The sequence below is a fragment of the Nitrospirota bacterium genome, assembly GCA_016212215.1.
Taxonomy (GTDB): Bacteria; Nitrospirota; 9FT-COMBO-42-15; order HDB-SIOI813; family HDB-SIOI813; genus JACRGV01.
The window spans coordinates 1-21,820 of the sequence record JACRGV010000120.1 but is presented as its reverse complement, the minus strand read 5'-3'; the positions used below and the strand labels follow the sequence as shown (position 1 = coordinate 21,820).

General features: G+C 43.2%; 25 protein-coding genes. 24 read left to right on the top strand and 1 reads right to left on the bottom strand.

Features of this window, described 5'->3' with window-relative positions; all coding sequences use genetic code 11:
- Positions 1-182: 182 nt before the first annotated feature.
- From cas3 to HZA08_10540, 24 genes are all read left to right on the top strand, one after another.
- Positions 183-2,357 carry a CRISPR-associated helicase Cas3' gene (gene cas3 / locus HZA08_10655; GenBank protein MBI5193885.1) on the top strand — a complete coding sequence of 725 codons (2,175 nt, stop codon included), beginning with the start codon at positions 183-185 and terminating at the stop codon, positions 2,355-2,357.
- A 13-nt stretch (positions 2,358-2,370) separates the two neighbouring features.
- Positions 2,371-3,114 (top strand): type I-C CRISPR-associated protein Cas5, encoded by a 744-nt coding sequence (gene cas5c, locus HZA08_10650; GenBank protein MBI5193884.1) that lies wholly within the window; start codon positions 2,371-2,373, stop codon positions 3,112-3,114.
- The gene (gene cas8c / locus HZA08_10645; protein MBI5193883.1) at positions 3,111-4,892 is read left to right on the top strand and encodes a type I-C CRISPR-associated protein Cas8c/Csd1; all 1,782 of its coding nucleotides are present in this window, start codon (positions 3,111-3,113) and stop codon (positions 4,890-4,892) included. The genes cas5c and cas8c overlap by 4 nt, the downstream gene beginning before the upstream one ends.
- Before the next feature lies 1 nt (position 4,893).
- Positions 4,894-5,853 carry a type I-C CRISPR-associated protein Cas7/Csd2 gene (gene cas7c, locus HZA08_10640; protein MBI5193882.1) on the top strand — a complete coding sequence of 320 codons (960 nt, stop codon included), beginning with the start codon at positions 4,894-4,896 and terminating at the stop codon, positions 5,851-5,853.
- 98 nt (positions 5,854-5,951) lie between these two features.
- A complete protein-coding gene (locus tag HZA08_10635; GenBank protein MBI5193881.1) occupies positions 5,952-6,785 on the top strand; it encodes a Bro-N domain-containing protein in 834 nt (277 codons plus the stop codon).
- Positions 6,782-7,813, top strand: a complete 1,032-nt coding sequence (cas1c, locus tag HZA08_10630) for a type I-C CRISPR-associated endonuclease Cas1 (protein MBI5193880.1) — start codon at positions 6,782-6,784, stop codon at positions 7,811-7,813. Before HZA08_10635 ends, cas1c begins: the two co-directional genes overlap by 4 nt.
- Positions 7,814-7,876: 63 nt before the next feature.
- Positions 7,877-8,167 (top strand): CRISPR-associated endonuclease Cas2, encoded by a 291-nt coding sequence (gene cas2 / locus HZA08_10625; protein MBI5193879.1) that lies wholly within the window; start codon positions 7,877-7,879, stop codon positions 8,165-8,167.
- 4 nt (positions 8,168-8,171) lie between these two features.
- On the top strand, positions 8,172-8,312 hold the full coding sequence (locus HZA08_10620) for a hypothetical protein (GenBank protein ID MBI5193878.1): 141 nt from the start codon (positions 8,172-8,174) through the stop codon (positions 8,310-8,312).
- A 364-nt stretch (positions 8,313-8,676) separates the two neighbouring features.
- Entirely contained in the window at positions 8,677-9,285 is a 609-nt protein-coding gene (locus tag HZA08_10615) for a polyisoprenoid-binding protein (protein MBI5193877.1), read from the top strand.
- Positions 9,286-9,602: 317 nt separating this feature from the next.
- Positions 9,603-11,129 carry an IMP dehydrogenase gene (locus tag HZA08_10610; protein ID MBI5193876.1) on the top strand — a complete coding sequence of 509 codons (1,527 nt, stop codon included), beginning with the start codon at positions 9,603-9,605 and terminating at the stop codon, positions 11,127-11,129.
- Between the two features lie 90 nt (positions 11,130-11,219).
- Positions 11,220-11,705: a 4Fe-4S dicluster domain-containing protein gene (locus HZA08_10605; GenBank protein ID MBI5193875.1), complete on the top strand. Its 486-nt coding sequence runs from the start codon at positions 11,220-11,222 to the stop codon at positions 11,703-11,705.
- A complete protein-coding gene (locus HZA08_10600) occupies positions 11,702-13,000 on the top strand; it encodes an NAD(P)/FAD-dependent oxidoreductase (protein MBI5193874.1) in 1,299 nt (432 codons plus the stop codon). The genes HZA08_10605 and HZA08_10600 overlap by 4 nt, the downstream gene beginning before the upstream one ends.
- Positions 13,001-13,367: 367 nt before the next feature.
- Entirely contained in the window at positions 13,368-14,471 is a 1,104-nt protein-coding gene (locus HZA08_10595) for a glutamine amidotransferase family protein (protein ID MBI5193873.1), read from the top strand.
- Positions 14,472-14,498: 27 nt separating this feature from the next.
- Positions 14,499-15,260: a hypothetical protein gene (locus HZA08_10590; GenBank protein ID MBI5193872.1), complete on the top strand. Its 762-nt coding sequence runs from the start codon at positions 14,499-14,501 to the stop codon at positions 15,258-15,260.
- Between the two features lie 141 nt (positions 15,261-15,401).
- The gene (dksA, locus tag HZA08_10585) at positions 15,402-15,800 is read left to right on the top strand and encodes an RNA polymerase-binding protein DksA (GenBank protein ID MBI5193871.1); all 399 of its coding nucleotides are present in this window, start codon (positions 15,402-15,404) and stop codon (positions 15,798-15,800) included.
- 28 nt (positions 15,801-15,828) lie between these two features.
- On the top strand, positions 15,829-16,140 hold the full coding sequence (gene rplU, locus HZA08_10580; protein MBI5193870.1) for a 50S ribosomal protein L21: 312 nt from the start codon (positions 15,829-15,831) through the stop codon (positions 16,138-16,140).
- Positions 16,141-16,346: 206 nt separating this feature from the next.
- Positions 16,347-16,604: a 50S ribosomal protein L27 gene (gene rpmA, locus HZA08_10575; protein ID MBI5193869.1), complete on the top strand. Its 258-nt coding sequence runs from the start codon at positions 16,347-16,349 to the stop codon at positions 16,602-16,604.
- Positions 16,605-16,718: 114 nt separating this feature from the next.
- Positions 16,719-17,741, top strand: a complete 1,023-nt coding sequence (obgE, locus tag HZA08_10570) for a GTPase ObgE (protein ID MBI5193868.1) — start codon at positions 16,719-16,721, stop codon at positions 17,739-17,741.
- Positions 17,742-17,816: 75 nt separating this feature from the next.
- Complete coding sequence (locus HZA08_10565) at positions 17,817-18,014, top strand: hypothetical protein (protein MBI5193867.1); 198 nt, start codon at positions 17,817-17,819, stop codon at positions 18,012-18,014.
- Entirely contained in the window at positions 18,001-18,339 is a 339-nt protein-coding gene (locus HZA08_10560; GenBank protein MBI5193866.1) for a type II toxin-antitoxin system PemK/MazF family toxin, read from the top strand. The genes HZA08_10565 and HZA08_10560 overlap by 14 nt, the downstream gene beginning before the upstream one ends.
- A 322-nt stretch (positions 18,340-18,661) precedes the next feature.
- Positions 18,662-19,078 carry a nucleotidyltransferase domain-containing protein gene (locus HZA08_10555; GenBank protein ID MBI5193865.1) on the top strand — a complete coding sequence of 139 codons (417 nt, stop codon included), beginning with the start codon at positions 18,662-18,664 and terminating at the stop codon, positions 19,076-19,078.
- Positions 19,075-19,500: a DUF86 domain-containing protein gene (locus tag HZA08_10550; GenBank protein ID MBI5193864.1), complete on the top strand. Its 426-nt coding sequence runs from the start codon at positions 19,075-19,077 to the stop codon at positions 19,498-19,500. The genes HZA08_10555 and HZA08_10550 overlap by 4 nt, the downstream gene beginning before the upstream one ends.
- A 57-nt stretch (positions 19,501-19,557) precedes the next feature.
- Positions 19,558-20,886, top strand: a complete 1,329-nt coding sequence (locus HZA08_10545) for an NAD(P)/FAD-dependent oxidoreductase (GenBank protein ID MBI5193863.1) — start codon at positions 19,558-19,560, stop codon at positions 20,884-20,886.
- A 193-nt stretch (positions 20,887-21,079) separates the two neighbouring features.
- On the top strand, positions 21,080-21,451 hold the full coding sequence (locus HZA08_10540; GenBank protein MBI5193862.1) for a hypothetical protein: 372 nt from the start codon (positions 21,080-21,082) through the stop codon (positions 21,449-21,451).
- Positions 21,452-21,472: 21 nt separating this feature from the next.
- Here HZA08_10540 and HZA08_10535 read toward each other — a convergent pair whose 3' ends face one another.
- Positions 21,473-21,784 carry a hypothetical protein gene (locus tag HZA08_10535; protein ID MBI5193861.1) on the bottom strand — a complete coding sequence of 104 codons (312 nt, stop codon included), beginning with the start codon at positions 21,782-21,784 and terminating at the stop codon, positions 21,473-21,475.
- Positions 21,785-21,820 lie beyond the last annotated feature (36 nt).

The window sequence follows — 21,820 nt, the reverse complement described above, 5'->3', positions numbered from 1 at the left end:
TGTCAAGGATTAACTAACAGGATCTGTAATTCAGACACTGAACTTCAGACCTTAGACTTCAGATAAATGCAATTTATTGGCTTGCATTCTATAAATCAGTATGACAATATTATTCTTTGTAAATCCACAATCCGGACAACTTTAATTGATCTTTATAAAGAGAGACTTACGGCAGGTAACTTATGAAATATTACGCTCATTCAGAAAATAGTCGTAAAGAGAAACATAGCTTGTCTGAACATCTGCGCCAAACTGCAGAATTGGCGGAATCCTTTGCATGTGATGAAACCTACAAGACGATTTTCAGGATAGCGGGTTTATTGCATGATCTCGGTAAATATCAGCTTGAGTTCCAGAGGTATCTTGATAAAGGAGGGAAACGCGGCAGCGTTCCTCACGCTTCATGGGGCGCGGGATATGCAAGAATTCGTAAACTTATTGAGGCATCAATTGCTATTGACGGTCATCATAAGGGTTTGCCGGATAACTCGGCTTGGAAAATTGATACGGAATGTTTCAAACGGGGAGAAGTTTCTGAATTTACAAATATTAAACAATCTTTTATTAACGACACAGGAGTTAATGAGGCAAATATTCAAGCACCGAATTCTTTGGCATTTCCTGAAAAATCACAACGTGAAGTTTTTATCAGGTACCTTTTTAGCGCTTTAACGGATAGCGATTGGCTTTCAACAGAAGAGCATTTTGAGCAGGATAAATTTAATATGCGTATCGGTTCTGGATTGCCTGCAGACTCTATGGTAAGCAAATTGGAAGAGGAATTCTTGAAGAAATCTAAAGAGGGTGAAATCAATCAATTACGAAATGATGCGCGCAATCAAGTACTTCAGAAAGCAGAAATGCCCTGTGGATTTTATTCATTATCACTTCCGACCGGGATGGGTAAAACTCTTACATCTATGGCATGGGCAATACGTCATGCGAAAAAGAATGGCCTAAAACGAATAATAATAGTCCTTCCTTATATAAACATCATAGACCAGACCGCCCAGGTTTTAAAAGGCATCTTTGGAGACGAATGGGTTCTTGAACATCATTCCAGTTACATTGAAGGCGACCTTGATGATATATATGTGTCTGAGAGTTATTCTTCTATTCAGGAGCGCAAGAAATTGGCGTGTGAAAATTGGGATTACCCTATTATTGTAACAACTACAGTTCAATTCTTTGAATCCCTTTTCAGTAACAGGCCATCACAGTGCCGCAAGATTCATAACATAGCTGAAGCTGTGGTGATATTTGACGAGGTTCAGGTACTTCCAAAGGAAGTGATACTGCCTACACTGCAAATATTAAAAGATGTTCAGGCAGTTATGAAGACATCCTTTTTGTTTTGTACTGCAACACAGCCTGCTTTTGAGAAGAGGCAGGGGTTTGATGGCATAAGTACAATTCAGCCCTTAATTGACAACCCTTCAATGCTTTATGAGAAAACAAGGCGTGTTAACTATGACTTATTAAACGATTTAAATCCGATTGATTGCATGGGGTTGTTTGAGACCGTAACGCAGGCGGATGCTTCCACGCTTGTTATATTTAACACCAAAAAAGCCGCCTTAGAGTTTTTCAATTACACAAAAAATCGTGGTGATTGGGAAAAGAAATATCATTTATCAACGTCAATGTGTCCGTTGCATCGAAAAGTAGTAATCAAAAATATCAGGCATGATCTGGAAGCAAAGAGAAAAATACTGGTAGTTTCTACACAGCTTATTGAAGCAGGTGTTGATTTTGATTTTCCGGTAGTGTTTCGTGCTATGGCACCGCTTGAGGCGGTTATTCAGTCTGCAGGTCGTTGTAATCGTGAAGGCACTTTAGGCGAGATGGGCGGGAAAGTATTTCTGTTTAAATTGCACGACGGTGGGATGCCGGATAAGACTTATGCTGCGTGCGCTGGCCATGCTGAGGAGCTGATTAAACGAGACATATATCAATTACAAGGGCATACGATATTCAATGAATACTATGCTCAAGTAATAAAGCTCTATGTTGATCCGGATAAATTCAATATCAATGAAGCACGCAGGCAATTTAACTTTAAGACAGTAAATGACAGTTATCGCATAATACAGGAAACTACCGAAGGGCTTTATATTTATAACTACAGCGATGAAAGCAGGCAATTGCTTCATTTGCTTGAGTATAAGGAGTTTCTGTCAAGAGATGATTTCCGGAAGATGCAGACATTTACTGTACAGGTATATCAACATTTTATTTTTCAAAATGGCAATATGTGTAAAACAATGCCTCAGGGGTTTAAAGTATGGTATGGAAATTATGATCCTGAAACAGGTATCTCTGTAGCTCCAATTGAGGCGGATAAATTAATCGTATAATCAGGAGGTGTATATGCTTGATGATCGCATCGTAAGAGTTAAGGTAAAAGGCGATTTCGCTTGTTTCACGAGGCCGGACCTGAAGGTTGAGCGGATGACGTATCCATGCATGACGCCATCAGCGGCAAGGGGAATTCTTGATTCAATTTTGTGGAAGCCGGAGTTTCAGTGGTATGTAAGAAGTATATTAGTTTTGAATCCTGTAAAATTCTGTTCAATTAAACGTAATGAAATTAATACCAAGCAAGGCCGCAACCCTATTATTATTGAAGAAAAACGTGCCCAGCGCAATAGTGTAGTTTTGAGAAATGTTGCATACATCATTGAAGCGTCAATTTATCAGAAGCAAATGTCAGATAAAAACAAACCTGAAAAATATATAGGGAGAAAAGGAATTGATGCTGATAATGATGGAATGTTTATCCGCCGCGTTAAAAAAGGGCAATGCTGGCGCAGACCCTATCTTGGTGTGCGTGAGTTTTCTTCTGAATTTATGGAGCCGGATTGCACTGAAAAACCAATACAGGAGACTATTCCTATTGGGAGTATGCTGTTCGATATATTTTATAACGCAAATGGAAAGCCTGAACCCTTATTCTTCCATGACGTGGCAGTGCGCAACGGTATTTTGAACTGTGAAGTCGCGGAGAACGACAAGATGATACAGTCCATCCATATCCAGCCGCCAATAGACAGCGAAACATCTGCTGTGCTTTATGACTTCAATCAGCGGGAAGAAAGGGAGGCGGAGATATGATTAAGGAATTAAGCGAGTTAGGGAAAACTATCCGGTTAGGCAAAACAGAGAATGAATGTGTTCACAATGCATTAAAGGAAGAGCCAATTTCAATGGAGATAGTTATTAGTGAAGATGGTGGTTTTCAAAAATTTGAATCGTTTGAAAAAAAACAGACTATTGCTGAAGCTATAACTGCAAAAAAGGGGAAAGCAAGACTATTACTTGATAAGGCAGAAGAAATGTTTTGCTACGGAGGAGAAGTATCAGGAAAGAAACATAAATTATTTCTGGAGAAATTAGCTCTATACCAGGAACTAAATGAGTTAAAACCAGTTGTAGCATTTTATGAGCAAAATAAAGTTAATGGATTGGATAAGGCACTTAAGGAATTTGAAATTGCTATTCCTGATGAGAAGAACAGAAAAGGCAATATAGGCTTTAGAATACAGTCTGAAGGTAGTCGTATTCATGAAAAGCCGGAGGTTCTAAAGAGAATAATTGCAGAATATGAGACTGCACAGAAACAACTTTTATCAACCAAACAAAAACAATGCTCTATTTGCGGTAAGAGCGATTATCCTGTTGAGGATATTCCTCACGGCATGATTAAAAAGGTCCCTGATGGACAGACAAGTGGTTGCGCATTGGTTTCATATAATGAAAATGCTTTCGAATCCTATTGCCTAAAAGGGAATAATAATTCTTCAGTATGTACAAATTGCGCCAAGACATATGTCGAAGGGTTGAATTGGTTTTTATCATCAGGTAATGAAGTTACAATCAAAACCAAAAAAGGTAAAGAAAAAAAGGAATTCCGATATACAAATCGCAGGAATTTCGGATCGGATACTGCAATGGTGTTTTGGACCCGCAAGAATGAAAAATTGGATGAAATTGACTACCTTGAAGCACCGAATCCGGCAGATGTCGCAAGGTTAATTGAATCGGTGACATCAGGCACTGAAAGGGATAACAGATATATTGAACCTGACCAGTTTTATTCATGTACGCTTTCCGGCTCTGCAGCAAGGATAGCGGTGCGGGATTGGATAGAGACCAGCCTGTTTGAATTTAGAAAATCAATCGCAATGTGGTTTCAGGATATTGCAATTGATGAATATAATTCGGATTTAATGAAGACCCAATCGCATTATTCCCGACTGTATGATCTGGCAAGATGCTGTCAGAGAAAAAATAGTGACGGCAGTTATGATAAAGACGGTGCATCATTAGCAAGAGTAGCCACATACTTATGGAACATAGCTTTAAAGAACAGTACCCCGCCGCACTGGATATTAACAAAGGTACTTCAGCGAGCCCGTTTAGATGGGGTCACTGCCGAACGGGCCGCTTTAATCAAACTAATTTTAAATAGAAACAATAAAGGGGGTGATTTTGTGATAACAGAAAAGATTGAGCAGGGAAATAGGCCAGTGGCTTATGTCTGTGGGCAAATCTTTGCAAAACTTGAGAGCGTCCAATATGCCGCATTAGGAGACAGAAACGCCGGAATTCGGGAGAGATATTTTACATACATGTTGACTTTGCCCTCGGCTGCATTCGGTCGGTTATTCGATTTGAGTTCAAAGCATTTTCGGAAACTGAAGAATGAAAAGCCCGGACTTGCGGTCACACTGGATAAAGAGCTTCAGGATTTGGTGAAAGACATAGATATTAATAAATTGCCCGCCACTTTTTCTTTAGAAGAAAAAGGACAGTTTGCAATCGGATATTATCATCAAAGGCAGGCACAGTTTGATAACTTAAAATCAAAAGAAAACAAAGAGGAGGAATAAAATGAGCGAGATAGTAAAGAATCGGTATGATTTTGTTTTTTTCTTTGACGTAAAGGACGGTAATCCTAATGGTGATCCTGATCAAGTGAACCTACCAAGGGCAGATGCAGAAGATCAGCATGGGTTAGTGACGGATGTTTGTATCAAAAGGAAGGTGCGTAACTATGTGCAACTGAAGTATGAAGATAAGAACCCAAAATCTCCATATGATATTTTTATAAGGCAAAGGGATATAACCGGCGAAGATAGCTATTTAAATGCAATAATTAGCAAAACGCCGGGTAATACTACGTCAGAAAAGCGTAAGAAACTGTGTGATGATTATTACGATATCAGGACATTTGGTGCGGTATTAAGCACAGGAGAGAAGGCAGGCGGTGAAGCGTCGGAAGAGGAAGGAGAAGAAGTCGCTAAAAGCAAGAAACAAAATAAAGAGAAAATAAGAGGGGCTGGTACGGTCCGTGGCCCTGTGCAATTTACTTTTGCTCGTTCAGAAGATCGCATTTACCAAGCAGAGCATTCAATAACCCGTTGCTGTGTTACTACTGAGAAGGAGAGAGATGACCAAGCCAAAAAAGATCGTGAATTTGCATCAACTTTTGGCAGGAAGGCCACCATTCCTTATGCATTATACCGCATGAAAGGATTTGTATCTGCTGTTGATGCTAAAAAAACAGGATTCTGTGCAGATGATTTAACGCTGCTTTGGGAAGCCCTTATAAAGGCATTTGAAAATGACCATGCTGCTGCACGAGGAGAAATGAATCCTGTAAAACTGGTGATATTTAAACATAAAAGTCATTTGGGTAATGAGCTATCAGGGAGATTATTTGAGCGAGTAACAGTAAGGAAAAATTCAGAACTGCCGCGAGGGAAGGAAGATTATACAATTGCATTAGATAAAACCAATCTCCCGGTAGAGATTGAAGTTAATGAATGGCCGGAAGAGAATGTATTCTGAAGATGATCTTCTTCTACTTTCTACCTTGCAGCATTTTATATTCTGTAAAGGGCGGAGTAAGGTTATCTTTAATATTTATACTGGCAGGGAGGGGTCAAATGACGGAAACACATTTAGCGGTTTTCAAAGGAAAGCAAATCAGGAGGATGCTGTATAATGACGAGTGGTGGTTTTCTATTGTTGACATTGTCGAGGTGTTAACAGGTACGGAGAGACCAAGAAAGTATTGGAGTGACTTAAAGAAAAAGCTTTCTGAAGAGGGGTATGATGAGTTGTCCGAAAAAATCGGACAACTGAAGATGCAGTCATCGGACGGAAAATATTACGAAACCGACTGTGCAAACACTGAGACGATGTTTCGCATTATCCAATCCATCCCCTCGCCTAAAGCAGAGCCCTTCAAACGCTGGATGGCAAAGGCAGGCTACGAGCGGGTGCAGGAGATTGAATATCCTGAACTGGCTACTAAAAGGACAAGGGCATTGTATAAGGCCAAAGGCTATTCTGATGACTGGATAGAGAAACGGATGCGTGGCATTGCTATTCGTGAGGAACTTACGGATGAGTGGAAGAAGAGGGAAGTCAAAGAGAGAAGGGAATATGAGATGCTCACCGCTGAGATTGCAAAGGCTGCATTCGGCATCACCCCAGGCCGGCATAAGAATTTAAAGGGGTTGAAACGTGAGAATCTGCGTGATCACATGACCGACCTTGAGCTTATATTTTCAATGCTCGGCGAGGCCGCGACAACTGAGATAACAAAAGTTGATGATGCAAAGGGATTTCACGAAAACAAACATGCGGCGCTCAAGGGAGGAGAAGTAGCAGGTAAAGCAAGAGAAGACCTTGAAAAGAAGACCGGCAAGAAAGTGGTGTCACCGGAGAACTATCTGACAGAACCGGAAAGCCGGAAGAGATTGGAAAGAAGATGAAAAAACATTTAAATACTCTCTTCGTTACAACAAAGGGGGCGTATCTTTCTAAGGATGGTGAGACAGTCGTTGTGAAGGTGGACAATGAAGTCCGTCTGCGCGCACCTATTCACACACTTGGAGGGATTGTCTGCTTTGGACAAATATCCTGCAGCCCGTTCCTGATGGGATTCTGTGCGGAGAGCGGTGTGGCTATAAGTTTTCTCACAGAGAACGGTGGTTTTCTTGCAAAGGTTCAGGGGCCTGTATCCGGCAATGTCCTTCTGAGGCGGGAGCAGTACCGCAGGGCGGATGACCTGAACACGTCTGCATTAATTGCACGCGCGCTATTGACCGGCAAGATAGCCAACTCCCGCACTGTGCTTCAGCGTGCGATAAGGGATCATTCAGAAAAGATTGATGCGGATGCGCTTTCGCAGGCGTCACAACGGCTCTCAGGTTATCTGAGAAGATTGAGTTCAGAACAAGAACTGGATGTATTGCGGGGAATCGAGGGAGAATCGGCATATACCTACTTCAGTGTCTTTGATCATCTCGTTACCTCACAAAAAGATCAATTCAAATTCCATGAACGAAGCCGGAGACCGCCGCTGGATAATGTGAACTGCCTGCTGTCATTTCTCTATACCATTGTGATGCACGATGTCCGTTCGGCTCTTGAGACTGTTGGACTTGACCCTGCTGTCGGATTCCTGCACAGGGATCGTCCCGGCAGATATGGACTTGCACTCGACCTTATGGAGGAATTTCGTCCTTTCTTTGCTGACCGTCTGGCTCTGTCCATGATTAATCTTTGTCAGGTACAGGGAAAGGGATTTCAAAAAAAGGAATCAGGAGCGGTGTGGATGGATGATGATACGAGGAAGACTGTTCTGGTGGCCTACCAGAAGCGGAAGCAGGAAGAGATACTGCATCCCTTCCTTAAGGAGAAGGTTACAATCGGCCTGCTTTTTCATATGCAGGCATTGCTGATGGCGCGTTACCTGCGCGGGGATATGGATAATTATCCCCCGTTTATATGGAAGTAAGGAAATACCCGTCGCTATCCGCGAGGGAGCGTGGATTGAAAGATACGGAAGTGAGAGCAAGATATGTTTGTAATAGTAAGTTATGATGTTGCCACCGACGATGGCAAGGGGCAGCGTCGCCTCCGCAGGGTGGCGCGTGCCTGTAAGGATTACGGACAGCGGGTACAGTATTCGGTGTTCGAATGTATTGTTGACTCCGCACAGTGGACGATGTTGAAGAATAGGTTAATCTCGGAGATTGACCCTGAGAAAGACAGCCTGAGATTTTACTATCTCGGGTCTAACTGGAAGCATCGCGTGGAGCATGTAGGGGCAAAGGCGGCTATAGATCAGGAGGGGCCGTTGATTATTTAAGGGTTTGTCAAAAAATAAGTGTAACGATATTGCGCTCAGATTCGGGTCAGAATTGGTTGTGCCGATTGAGCAAAACCGTAGGCGTAGTAATAACTACGTTGAGGATTTTGCGATTGAGGCACGGCCAAAGATGGCACGGAGATGAGATGCAAGATGTAACAGTTATTTTTTGGCAAGCCCTAAGATGCTGTTGCGAACCTGTTGTTCACAAGATTTCTATATATGGTTCGCAGTGTTGAATAAGTGAATTAATCCGGGAAGTTTCAAAAAGGCTCTTTGTCAATTGAATATTTTTACAATGAAAAATATGGGATTCGCACAAAATAGCAAAAAAATTTATTATATACAATAAGTTATGATGAAGCTCGCCCCTCGCACAGGGGCGTGGATTGAAACCAATTGACATGTCCGGCAACTTCTGGCAGTATAGCCAATGTATCCGCATCATGAGTATCCTCATCTTAGTTTTTCTTTATATAACCTATAACTTAACAGAAAGGGGTATCATTATGAAACTCTCGAAGTTTCTTACATTGTTGGTATTTATGTTGTCCTTATTAATTTCAGTTCCGGCAGGTCTGGTTCACGCGGAGATGGCACGTTATAATGTTGACCCGGACCATTCAACAGTGGGGTTCAGTGTGACGCACATGACGGTTTCAAAGACCACCGGAAGGTTTATGGATTTTACAGGTTTTATTGATATTGACCCCGATACTGTAACCGTTAAGTCACTTGAGGCCAATATCAAAACTGCTTCCGTTAGTACGAATCATAAAAAGCGTGATACCCACCTCAAGGGGCCGGATTTTTTTGATGTAAAAAAGTACCCGACCATGACATTTAAGATGAAGAGTTACAAAAAAACAGGGGATGTATACACTGTGTTAGGTGATTTAACCCTTCGTGGTATAACAAAAGAGATTACCCTTGTTGGAAATCTTAATGGAGTCAGTAAGGACCCATGGGGTAGCACTCGCGCAGGTTTCTCAGCAAGCGGTAAGATCAATCGTAAGGATTTTGGTATGGTATGGAACAAGGTGCTTGATAACGGCGGGTTGGTAGTCGGTGATGATGTTATGATAACCCTGGATATTGAGGGCATAAAGGCAAAGTAAGGGTCTGTCATGAAATAAGTTGTGCATTTAGGCGCTCAGATTTCGGTCAGGTTTGAGTGCGACCGATTGAGCAAACCCGAAGGCGTAGTTGAATCTACGCTGAGGGGTTGCGATTGAGGAGCACACAAAGATGGCCGGAAGATGAGAAGCATAAATGTATAGGTTATTTTATGACAGACCCTAAGGGTTTCCTACCTATATTTTAGCGGCATTAAATTCTATTGAAAATTAATACCCATACTGTTATACTGGACTTTCACAGCTTCAGGGGGCTATGTTAACCGCCCCCTTGAATCCTGTGTTATGAGGGTAATAATATGCTTTATAAGAAACCACAAATACAGTTTTATCCCTACATAGTTCAGAGGGATGATTATAAGTGTGTCAGATGTCTTGGATGTGTTGAACAGTGTTCTTATGATTCAACCTTCTATGATGAAGAGCTGGACGCAATATGGAATAAGCACGAGGCATGCGTAGGCTGTAAGCGATGTGAGGCATACTGTCCGACAGATGCCATCAAGATTGTCCCTAATCCTTCAAGACCTTACGAACACTCAAGCTGGAAGTGGGAACTTGTCATGGATACCTACCTGCAGGCTAATACCGGCGGTATTATTATCACAGGTATAGGTAATGATAAACCGCACAGGATATATTTTGACCATCTCTTAATTGATGCCTGCCAGGTCACAAATCCTTCAATAGACCCCCTGAGAGAACCAATGGAATTACGTACTTTCCTTGGCCGGAAGGGGCAGAAGATAGTGATTGAAGAAACAGAAAAAGGAAACATATCTTTAAAGACAAAACTTGCCCCGCAGTTACAGCTCGAAACTCCAATAATGTTTTCTGCAATGTCCTACGGTTCGATTAACCTTAATTTTCAGGAGTCAATGGCAAGGGCAGCCTTACAGCTCGGTACTTACTGGAACACAGGAGAGGGCGGTCTTCATAAGAAGCTTTATCCGTATGCCGGATGCGGGATTGTTCAGGTTGCATCAGGACGCTTTGGTGTCAGCAGGGATTATCTGAAGGCTGCTGCTGCAGTTGAGATAAAGATTGGGCAGGGGGCAAAGCCTGGTATCGGCGGACATCTCCCCGGAGAGAAAGTTAATGCAGAAATTGCAGAGACGAGGATGATACCACCGGGTTCGGATGCAATCTCACCTGCACCGCATCATGACATCTATTCAATTGAAGACCTCAAACAGTTGATATATGCAATAAAAGAGACCACACGTTATGAAAAACCTGTAATTGTAAAGATAGCGGCAGTTCACAATGTTGCTGCGATTGCAAGCGGTATTGCAAGGGCCGGGGCAGATATTATAGTGCTGGACGGTTTCAGGGGCGGGACAGGCGCTACACCAAAGTCAGTAAGAGACAATGTCGGCATACCTGTAGAGGTTGCGATAGCAGTGGTTGATAAGAGACTGCGTGAAGAAGGTATAAGGAATGAAGTTTCTATTGTTGCAACGGGCGGTATAAGGAACAGCGCTGATGTGATTAAATCAATAGCCCTCGGCGCTGATGCAGTTTACATTGCAACAGCGGCAATGCTGGCAATAGGATGCACACTTTGTCAGACCTGTAACACAGGTAGGTGTGCATGGGGTATTACAACAAATGACCCGAGGCTTGCAAGGAGGCAGAACCCTGAGATAGCATCAGAACAGCTTTATAATCTTGTAAAGGGCTGGTCACATGAGATAAAAGATATGCTTGGTGCCATGGGGATCAACTCGATCGAATCCCTTAAAGGCAACCGTTTAAGACTCAGGACCATTGGATTATCAGAGAAGGAAAGCGATATACTGGGAGTGTTGCCGGCGGGAATTTGAATAAAATAGGCGGGACAGGAATGTCCTTCCTATCCTTAATCTATATCTGGTTAGGCGGGGTTTTCTAACCCCGCTGTAAGGAATTAACTGATGAAAAAAGTAATAATTATCGAAGACTTCTGTATCGCCTGTTATAACTGTGAGGTGGCGTGTGTGGCTACTCATTCGCGTACTCAGGACCCTGTTAAGTCATACAAGCGTGAAAACCTGCGTGGAAAGACTAACACGATTGTTGAGCTTAAAGGTCCGGCAGCATTTTCTTCCATGTGCCGGCACTGTAAACATCCGTGGTGTCTTGATGCCTGTATAAGCGGGGCTATTCAGAGATTAGATAACGGGATAGTCTATCTTGATGAAGAGCGTTGTGTCGGATGCTGGGGTTGTGTGATTGCATGTCCTTATGGCTCTGCACATCCTAATATAAAACATAATGATAAGGAAGACACAAAACATGCTTTTAAATGTGACCTGTGCGTTGACAGGCTTGAACAGGGATTAAAGCCGGCCTGCGTGGAGGCATGTCCGAATAAGGCATTGGTTTATGATGAAACAATGCCGGAGGTTCTTTCTAAATGAAGAAGGCAGATTATGTTATTGTCGGCGCTAACGTAGCGGCAGTAGGGGCTATAGAAGGTATCAGAAGGTATGACACAAAGTCTTCTATCCTTACAATATCTTATGAGACACTCGGTTCTTATTCTAAGGCGATGCTTGCCGGTTACATAGAAGGCGAATCTGCCGGTTGGCTTGAATACAGGGGTAAAGACTATTTTAACCGGATGGGGGTTGATGCCCTTTATGGCAGAAAGGTTACTGCACTCAATCCTGATAAGACAAAGCTCGTTATAGAAGGCGGTGAAGAGGTCGGTTATAAAAAACTCCTGCTCGCTGTCGGCGGTGTGCCATTTAAGCCTTCAATTTCCGGTTCTGAAAATAAGAAACAGATATTCTCGTTTACTGAGTTTTCAGATGCACATAAGATAAAAGAGGCGCTTACGAAATTTGAAAGTGTGGTTGTAATAGGTGCAGGGTTTACAGGTACCGAGATAGCGTATACCTTAAATAACCTTAACAAGAAGGTCTCTGTAATTGAGCTTGGAGACAGGGTGCTTGTCAAGGCATTGGATCCGAGGTCTTCGGAGATTGCAGAAAAACTGATGAAAGATGGCGGTATTGATTTCTATTTAAATGATACTGTTGAGGAGATTGCAGGCCAGGGTAATAATGATGAGATTACAGGTGTGAAACTGAAAAGCGGGAAATTCATTCCATGTCAGGCGGTGATTACTGCAATCGGTGTTGTGCCGAATGGAGATTTGATAAATAACACGGGCATCAATTTTAACAGGGGGCTTGAGGTTGATGACCTGATGGCAACAAATATCCCTGGTGTTTATGGTGCAGGTGATGTTGTAAAGGCACTGGATATTACAGACGGTCAAAAGCGTTCCTTACCGCTATGGCCTTTGGCTTATCAGCAGGGCGTTGTAGCAGGTTCAAATATGGCTGGAGCAAATTTCCCTTACATCGGCGGTCTGCCTATGAATTCCCTGAAGTTCCTGAAAATGCCTATACTTTCAGCAGGTATTACCACACCTCCTGATTCCAGTTATAAGGTTGTGAGTATAGATGACCCTGAGGCATCCTTTTACCGGAGTCTTGTAATCAAAGACGGCACACTTAAAGGCTTTGTTACAGTGGGGTCAATAGATGGTGCAGGGGTTCTGACCGGGCTGATTAAAAATAAGATAAACATCGAGGATATTAAAGATACCCTTCTCCAACAGAAGAGGATTGGTTTAATAAACCTGCCGAGGGAGTGGAGGAATAAGTTTTTTACGCGTCGGGATGAAACCGGTTACCATGATTAGAGCTTACGTTGAAAAACGCCCATCTGCGGCGTCAGGACTGCGGGTTCTTCGCCTCACCGTACGGAAAGTACGCCTCGGCTCAAACCCTTGTCCTTCCTTGCACCTGGGCATTTTTGAACGTAAGCTTAGGTGGGAATATTTTTTTGTTAATATGTGTCTTTGGAGAAAGTTAGATAAGGTTGATGAAAATAAGGCCCCCTCACCCGGAGCCCCCCTCCTGCCTCCCCCCGCAAAGGAGGGTGGAGGAATTTGGTAGGAATTTAATTGCAGCTCTCCCGCCGGGGGAGAGGGTGCTAAGATTTCCCCCCTCCCTTGACGGGAGGGGGTTAGGGGGAGGGTGAGCTATGGAGATTTTCGGATGATGAAAATGAACAGAAAATATAATGACCCACGGGATACAAGCGGATGCGGGCTTGTGGGGTTTATTAACAGAGATGGTAAATGTGTAGATGGCCATCACATTAAAAAGTCCCTCTGTCTTATGAAGGAGAGGGGGAATGGACTTGGTGCAGGATTTGCTGCTTATGGCATATATCCTGATATGGCAGACTATTATGCTTTGCACATAATGATGGATGATGCAGATGTTAAAGCATCTGTAGAAAAGGTCATATTCCAGTTTTTCATCGTTCACAGAGAAGAAGAGATACCAACAAGGCCCAATCCATTCATTAAGAATCCTCCCATATTCTGGAGATATTTTGTAGAGCCTAAGAAGGAAATAATGCTCGGCTGGGAAGGTGACGACGACCTTGTTGTCCGTGCGGTTATGGACATGAACAATAATGTGTCAGGCGCCTATATCATATCCAGCGGTAAGAACATGGGGGCATTTAAAGGTGTTGGAGAGCCGGCGGATATTGCAGACTTTTTCATGATTGAAGACTACAGGGCATATATATGGACAGGGCACACAAGGTTTCCTACCAATACCCCGGGATGGTGGGGAGGTGCACATCCGTTTACCATACTGGACTGGTCAATCGTTCATAACGGTGAGATTACAAGTTACGGGACAAACAGGGCATTTCTTGAGATGTTCGGATATAAGTGTACACTGCTTACTGATACTGAAGTCGTGGCCTATGCACTGGACTTTCTTATTAGACAGCATAAGATGCCTCTCAGGGCTGCCTTTTATGTCCTTGCAAGCCCTTTCTGGAAGGACATTGATATTGAATTTTCAGAGAACAGGGAGCTGGCTGAGGCATTAAAGGCCATGCGTATACAGTATGCCCCCCTGTTGCTTAACGGGCCGTTTGCCATACTATTTGGATGGAAGTCCGGTCTGGTGGGATTTAATGACAGAATCAAGCTTCGTCCCCTCTTTGCAGGTGAAAAGGATGAGACACTTTTTATGGCAAGTGAGGAGGCAACGATCAGGGAAATATGCGCGAAACCGGACAGGTTATGGATGCCGAGGGCAGGAGAACCTGTGATAGGGATGGTAGACCCGAAAAAAGTCTTTTAATTTCGGGGCAAAGGAGGAGACAGTAAATTGGAAATAGATGCAGCGTCTGTTCACTACAAAGATCTGAACGACGAGATAAACAAGGTTATATCTGAAGGTGCAAAACATATTGTACTCAGGAATGTAAACGGTCAGCGCTTTATTGGAGCAGGTCTTCAGGGCGATGACATAAAGATAGATGTCCATGGCGTACCGGGAAATGACATGGCAGTGTTTATGGATGGCCCGGCAATAGAAGTGTTTGACAATGCACAGGATGGTGTCGGCAATACAATGAATGCAGGTAATATTTTTGTGCATGGTCATGCCGGAGATGTCTGTGGATATGGTATGCGGGGGGGGAAGCTGTATGTCCGGGGTGATGTCGGTTACAGGGTAGGTATCCACATGAAGGCATATATGGGGAAGACACCTACAATTGTTATCGGCGGGACAGCAGGCCACTTTCTTGGAGAGTATATGGCCGGAGGTGTAATCATTCTACTGGGACTTGAAAAAAGGCCCGGACATCAGATTGCAGGTGATTACCTCGGAACCGGGATGCACGGCGGGACTATTTTTGTAAGAGGTGAGGTGGATAACAGAAGGGTTGGGAAAGAGGTCGGCATTGAAAAGCCGGAAGATAAGGAATATGAAATGCTGAAGGCTGAGGTCTCAGAGTTTGCAAAGGTTTTTCACCTTAACTATGAGGAGATTATATCTGCCCCATTTGTAAAACTTTACCCTAAAACACACCGTCCTTATGGCCCTCTCTATAATGCCAGATGGTTCTGGCAGAGATCAGGATAATAGGTAATTGACTGTCAAAGGTTTTTTTGCTATTCTATCGTCTATTTTAATCTATAAGCCCACGAGTACATAAACTCCTTAAACCCTTTCTGTGGAGACTGGGTGTTGGGATAATATTCAGGTAGAAAGGGGACCGTAGATATGGCAACTGAGAAAAAAGGTTCAACAGCTTTGAAGAAGACAGAGGGAAAGTATGAGGAGATTAGAAAAGACCTTGAAAAACAGAAGGCCGCTCTGTTAGCAGAGGCAGGAATGGTAATCGGAGGGAACATAAGTCAGGATAAACTTAATTTCCCGGATATGACTGACCAGGCCGCTGCTGAGGCAGATAATAATTTTACTTTAAGATTGAAGGAGAGGGAGCAGAAACTTTTAAAAAAGATAGATGAGGCACTTGACCGCATTACAGATGGTACATTCGGGATATGTGATAATTGCGGAGAGGAGATTGGATATAAACGTCTCCTGGCACGTCCGGTTACCACATACTGTATTGATTGTAAGACTAAGCAGGAAGAGGATGAGAAGTTAAGAGAGTAGGGGATATTTAAAAACGAAGGAGGAAGTGATGTACGCAATTATTGAAACAGGTGGAAAACAGCAGAGGGTGTCTCAGGGAGACATAATCTCTGTTGAGAGGATTACAGGAGATCCCGGGGCATCAGTGGAGTTTGATAAGGTGCTGGTTGTGGGGAACGGAGAAGGATTAAATGTAGGAAAACCCTACGTTGAAAACGCCAAAGTTGTCGCAAGCATTATTGCACAGGAGAGGGCAAGAAAGGTCATTATCTTTAAAAAGAAACGCAGAAAGAATTATCGCCGCACCAAAGGACACAGACAGTATTACACAAAACTAAAGATACAGGAAGTTATAGGATAGTGAATGGTAAATTGTGAATAGTGGAAAGTAAACCCTCTCCCTGAGGGAGAGGGGGCTATGTTGATTCCCTCCCCTTCAAGGGGAGGGTTAGGGTGGGGATAACCAAGAAATCCCCCCCTTGTAGTTAAAGGGGGGTGAGGGGGGTTATTTTCAGGTGAATTGTATAAAACTGTATACTGCTAATTAATAAGAAAGGGGAGTTCTTCATGGCACATAAAAAAGGGCAAGGGGCCAGCCGTAACGGACGTGACAGTAATGCTCAGAGACTTGGGGTAAAATGCTTTGGAGGTCAATCAGTGTCTGCAGGTTCAATAATAGTAAGGCAGCGCGGCACTAAGTTTCATCCGGGTTTTAACGTGGGGAAGGGTTGTGATGACAGCCTCTTTGCAAAGATTTCCGGGGTCGTTACATTTGAACGTGTAGGCAGGGATAAGAAAAGAGTCAGCGTTTATCGGGTAATGTAAGTTTAAAGATATAAATTATATAGGGAGGGTTACAGGATTCGAGGGTTCGAGGGTTCAAGTGTATCCCACTTGACCCCTTGAATCCTTCACCCCTTGAACCCTTTTTTATTTTCTATGTTCATAGACCGCATTAAAATATTTGTTCAGGCCGGAAATGGTGGAAACGGTTGTGTAAGTTTCCGTAGGGAGAAGTATGTCCCGCGCGGCGGGCCTAACGGAGGCAATGGCGGCAATGGCGGATCAATTATTATCAAAGCATCCTCAGAACTCAATACCCTTATTGACCAGAAGTATCATCAGCATTATCTGGCTGAACGCGGTGAGCATGGTCAGGGAAAGGATATGCATGGGAAGAATGCCAAAGATATAGTTATGAGAGTACCGGTTGGTACTCTGATATACAATTTTGAAACTAAAGAACTGATAGCTGACCTGATTAAAGAGGATGAAACTGTGGTTGTGGCTCATGGCGGCAGAGGCGGGCTTGGAAATGCTGCGTTTAAGACATCGCTCAACAGGGCGCCAAGGTATGCACAACCCGGCGGGAACGGTGAGGCAATGTGGCTTGTGCTGGAACTCAAACTGTTAGCTGACGTAGGTATAATAGGTCTTCCCAATGCAGGTAAATCAACCTTCATATCCAGTGTATCTGCAGCAAAGCCCAAGATTGCAGAATATCCGTTTACTACCCTCAACCCGCAATTAGGTGTTGTTAGTTCAGGTAAATATAAAAGTTTTGTAATGGCCGATATTCCGGGATTGATAGAAGGGGCGCACGAGGGCAAGGGGCTCGGGTTTCAGTTCCTCAGACACGTGGAGAGGACGTCAATATTGTTACACCTTGTTGATGTTTCAGACGGCGCCACACTTGAACCAGTTGAAGCCTTGGAGGCAATAAATAAAGAACTTTCATTATACAGCCCGGTACTGATAGAAAAGCCGCAGGTAGTGGCCGGTACAAAGATAGATTCCATGACAAATCAGGATAAACTGAAGGCACTCACCCGCTATTGCAAATCAAAGGGATATAAATTCTTCTCCATCTCAGCAGTAACAGGTAAGGGAGTTAAGGAGCTTATACGGTATCTTGGTGAGGAAGTGGAAGAGGGGCGAGGGGGGGCAGATGGGCAGGCTTAGGGAAGAAGTAATAAGTAAGAAGTAAGAAATTAGAACGGTACCATCCACATATCCAAAATAAAAGGGGTAAAAAAGATGACAAAGATTATTAAAGCAACAGTCATAGATGAGACACATTTAGAGTTAAGTCAGCCGATCCCGGCACCCCGTGGAACTTGTATTCAAATCCTTATTGCCAACGACCGGGAAGAAGATCACATTTGGCAGGAAGCTTCTAAAAATCACATGCTTAAAGCCTACGATGAAGAGGATGCGATCTATGACCGGTTATAAGTTTGGAGATGTTGTTTTGATAGATTTTCTTCAGTCCACCGGAGATAAAAAAAGACGACCTGCCCTTGTTATTTTGGATACAGGTGATGAAGATATTGTTTTGGTTCCTATTACTACAAAAGAAAGGAATGGCCAAGGGGATTATAAACTAATAGATTGGAATGAAAGTGGCCTATTGCGGGAATCATGGGTAAGATTAGCGAAGATTACATCCTTGAGTAAGGATGATATCTTATGTAGTTTAGGACAACTTAGAGAATATGATCAGAAAGAGATTATTGTTCTCTGGCAGAGATTATATAAATTGCAACTCAATCCGCCATAAAATCACATTGCACCGGTGGGGCAGAACAAGTTAAGAAATTTTAGTCAGAAATCCTTTCGGTTTTTTTATTATATATCTCCTTCTCAATAGACATCAGCGTCATGTAATGGTCAGCAATATGAGATGGCAGCCCTTTAAGTACCTTGAAGATACCTCTATCAGTGTGTTTTCTGGTATATGCAGGTAGCAATTGGCAAGGTCTTTCTTGTTTAAACACCCTACTCAGGTAATGAGGGCCATAAAAAAGGAGTTCGGTTTCTATTTACACTTAAACCCCGCTCTGCTATATTAGCCGCATCCACAGAAAAGCAAATGATAAACTATGGGCTATGAAGTCATCGTAAAAACAATACTTAACTTTTATCCCGATGTAGAAGCAATTTATCTATTCGGGACATACGGAACGGCTGATGAGAACCGCAACAGTGATGTGGATATTGCACTTCTTCTTCCTTATCATCAGGCTAGGTCGGTTAAAAATCTTATTATCAGTCAATGCTGTTATGCCCTCGAAGATGCTTTGAAAAGAACCATAGACCTTATCAACCTTAGGATGATGAATACTGTTTTTCAGCATGAGATTATTTATGAAGGCAGGGTTATCTATGAAGCCTGGGAAACCGGGGACTATGCTGTGGATTACTTTGAGATGGCGGTCATGTCATCATATCAGAAGCTGAACCAGGAACGGGCAGGTATCCTGCAGGAGGTCATCAAGAGCGGGAGGATATTGAGGTGATTGATGTTGTTCTGAATAAAAAGGAGAGCATTGAACGCTGCATTAAGCAGATACAGTTATACTATGTCAGACCTTCTGATGTTCCTTTTGAAGAGGATTATATGAAGCAGGATGCCATTGCCATTAATCTTCAACGGGCTGCGGAGCAGGCAATTGATCTGGCCAACCATGTCATTAAAAAACGAAAGCTGGGACTCCCCAAAGAAAGCAGGGAAAGTTTCGAGATCCTTGCGGCGGGGCATATTATTCCACAGGAGCTTTCAAACAAGCTGAAAGGAATGGTCGGGTTCCGGAATATTCTTGTCCACGAATATCAGGAGTTTGATGCAGGTATTATGAAGGATGTGATTGAGCATCGCCTTGATGACCTGATTGCCTTCACAAATTATGTAATGGATTGCATGAAAGACCACAATGGCTAAATTTGATGAATCTCGATATACGTTTGTAATCAAGTAGGTGCCTGCTCTATCAGGATCATGCAAAAAGACGTTGTAATTATCGGTGCAGGCGCATCCGGCCTGATGTGTGCCATTGAGGCAGGAAGGCGTAATCGTTCAGTTATTATTATTGACCATGCAAAACGGCCTGCTGAGAAGGTCCGTATTTCAGGAGGCGGGTACTGTAATTTTACCAACTTAAATATAAGCGATAAAAATTATCTATCAAACAATCCCCACTTTTGTAAGTCGGCCATTGCCCGTTTCACCCCTAATCATTTCATTGAACTCTTAGATAAACATAATGTCCGTTATTATGAAAAAGAAGAAGGACAGATGTTTTGTAAGGATGGCTCAGCCGCAATTATAAAGATGCTGCTCAATGAATGTGAAAAGGTTAATGTACAGATAGCATTAAATTGCAGGGTTGAGGAGTTAAAACCCCACCCTCACATTAATCCTCTCCCTGAGGGAGAGGAAAATTCCCTCCCCTTCAAGGGGAGGGTTAGGGTGGGGATGGGGTTTTCTTCCGGTAAAACCCCCTTTCAGATAAAAACAAATTCGGGAACTATTGAATCAGAGTCATTGGTTATCGCCACCGGCGGCTTATCTTATCCGGCCATAGGTGCAACAGACTTTGGCTACACTGTTGCAAAACAGTTCGGGATTAATACTATCCATGCAAAGCCTGCATTAGTCCCGCTTATGTTCAGCTCAGATGAGTTCAGGATATTCAAGGAACTAAGCGGCATATCAATTGATGCATTAGTCACATACAACAAGCGTACATTCAGAGGAAATATCCTATTCACCCATAAGGGATTAAGCGGTCCGGCAATCCTGAATGCCTCACTGTATTATAATTCTGGTGAAACACCCAAAATCCCCTCCCCCTTGACGGGGGAGGGTCAGGGTGGGGGTGAGCTACGGTCATCTTCGAATGAGAAGATTCAGATCAATCTGATGCCTGACACAAATATTATGGACATCCTCACATCAAACAGGCAAAGCAGAATGATGATCAGCACCCTGTTATCTCAATTCTTCCCTGACCGTTTTAGCCGTGCATTTTGTGAATCTTACATAAATCAAAAAATGCTTAACCAGTATTCAGACAAGGAACTCAGAAACATCGCACAACAGATTCACAATTGGACAATAACTCCATCCGGTACTGAAGGGTTTAAAAAGGCCGAGGTAACAAGCGGCGGCATTGACACTGAAGAACTATCATCCAAGACAATGGAGTCAAATAAAGTCCACGGCCTCTTTTTCACCGGCGAAGTAACAGATGTCACAGGCCAATTAGGCGGCTATAACCTCCACTGGGCATGGGCATCCGGGTTTGCGGCAGGGCAGTATGTGTGAGTTTAACACGGGTTAGTAGTTTGCTGTATGTTTTAATTACTAATCTCAGATATAAACGAAAAACCCTTTCTCTATTGGCTTCCCGATAAGGTTCAGGAGGATCTCTGTAGGGGATAATGAAAATATCCCCTACAGAGATCTCTCAGTATCGAGAATTTTCCTGAAATCGAAACAACAATATCAGAAGGCATTTTTGCACTCGGAACATGATGACAATGATCTCACCTATTTTCTGACTTACCATCTAAGGGCGATACGATTGGCTATAAGGGAGTTGCAGGACTATCTCAAAAGGAAACAATTAGAGTATCGGGAAACGTTAAGCCTTCTGAGACAAGTCTCCCGGATGAATCATCGTCAGCAAGCACTCATCCAGCATGCATTGAAGCACCCGGATTTTATATACACAATTGAATCTCACAAGAACTCTCACAGGGTTGTTTATCAAACAGCCCGCGCAGACCTACTGACGCTTGCGGAAAAAGGGTACTTGGAAAAGATCAAGGCCGGACGTACATTCCGGTTCAGGATACCTAAGGATTTGCCGGACTTACTTAATACTTAAAAAGGCGTGCAAGCGGGTGTGTTACCCCGCACTTCCTTCTTCTTCTGCTGATGTTTCAAGGTTTTTATTCTCTGTATAATCTTGCTTAAGATTTGTAAATTCCAACTCTATCTGCACCTGCGGATCAATACGCTTCAGGTCCCATTCGGTTATCCATCCTTTTACATATTCACGCATACTCGTTGAGGTCAGGCCTTCTATTGATGATGAGAGCGGCGGTTCCCAATTGTATGCCTGCGTGTATATAGAGCGGATCTTTTTGTGAGTCCGGTCAATAATATTGGCGTCAGGTGCCTTGATAATTAAGTCCCTTTCAGGTTGAATAAGCCGCATCCCCCGCTCGGCCTGGCTTGCCAGGAGGAGGTCTTG

Excerpts from the sequence above, each read along its gene's own strand:
- cas5c (MBI5193884.1), top strand. The coding sequence starts at position 2,371 with ATGCTTGATGATCGCATCGTAAGAGTTAAGGTAAAAGGCGATTTCGCT.
- HZA08_10560 (MBI5193866.1), top strand. The coding sequence starts at position 18,001 with ATGACCGGTTATAAGTTTGGAGATGTTGTTTTGATAGATTTTCTTCAG.
- rpmA (MBI5193869.1), top strand. The coding sequence starts at position 16,347 with ATGGCACATAAAAAAGGGCAAGGGGCCAGCCGTAACGGACGTGACAGT.
- HZA08_10595 (MBI5193873.1), top strand. The coding sequence starts at position 13,368 with ATGAACAGAAAATATAATGACCCACGGGATACAAGCGGATGCGGGCTT.
- HZA08_10535 (MBI5193861.1), bottom strand. The coding sequence starts at position 21,784 with ATGCGGCTTATTCAACCTGAAAGGGACTTAATTATCAAGGCACCTGAC.
- cas3 (MBI5193885.1), top strand. The coding sequence starts at position 183 with ATGAAATATTACGCTCATTCAGAAAATAGTCGTAAAGAGAAACATAGC.
- HZA08_10555 (MBI5193865.1), top strand. The coding sequence starts at position 18,662 with ATGGGCTATGAAGTCATCGTAAAAACAATACTTAACTTTTATCCCGAT.
- HZA08_10565 (MBI5193867.1), top strand. The coding sequence starts at position 17,817 with ATGACAAAGATTATTAAAGCAACAGTCATAGATGAGACACATTTAGAG.
- rplU (MBI5193870.1), top strand. The coding sequence starts at position 15,829 with ATGTACGCAATTATTGAAACAGGTGGAAAACAGCAGAGGGTGTCTCAG.
- HZA08_10615 (MBI5193877.1), top strand. The coding sequence starts at position 8,677 with ATGAAACTCTCGAAGTTTCTTACATTGTTGGTATTTATGTTGTCCTTA.
- cas1c (MBI5193880.1), top strand. The coding sequence starts at position 6,782 with ATGAAAAAACATTTAAATACTCTCTTCGTTACAACAAAGGGGGCGTAT.
- obgE (MBI5193868.1), top strand. The coding sequence starts at position 16,719 with ATGTTCATAGACCGCATTAAAATATTTGTTCAGGCCGGAAATGGTGGA.
- HZA08_10610 (MBI5193876.1), top strand. The coding sequence starts at position 9,603 with ATGCTTTATAAGAAACCACAAATACAGTTTTATCCCTACATAGTTCAG.
- HZA08_10600 (MBI5193874.1), top strand. The coding sequence starts at position 11,702 with ATGAAGAAGGCAGATTATGTTATTGTCGGCGCTAACGTAGCGGCAGTA.
- cas8c (MBI5193883.1), top strand. The coding sequence starts at position 3,111 with ATGATTAAGGAATTAAGCGAGTTAGGGAAAACTATCCGGTTAGGCAAA.
- HZA08_10545 (MBI5193863.1), top strand. The coding sequence starts at position 19,558 with ATGCAAAAAGACGTTGTAATTATCGGTGCAGGCGCATCCGGCCTGATG.
- HZA08_10635 (MBI5193881.1), top strand. The coding sequence starts at position 5,952 with ATGACGGAAACACATTTAGCGGTTTTCAAAGGAAAGCAAATCAGGAGG.
- cas7c (MBI5193882.1), top strand. The coding sequence starts at position 4,894 with ATGAGCGAGATAGTAAAGAATCGGTATGATTTTGTTTTTTTCTTTGAC.
- dksA (MBI5193871.1), top strand. The coding sequence starts at position 15,402 with ATGGCAACTGAGAAAAAAGGTTCAACAGCTTTGAAGAAGACAGAGGGA.
- cas2 (MBI5193879.1), top strand. The coding sequence starts at position 7,877 with ATGTTTGTAATAGTAAGTTATGATGTTGCCACCGACGATGGCAAGGGG.
- HZA08_10605 (MBI5193875.1), top strand. The coding sequence starts at position 11,220 with ATGAAAAAAGTAATAATTATCGAAGACTTCTGTATCGCCTGTTATAAC.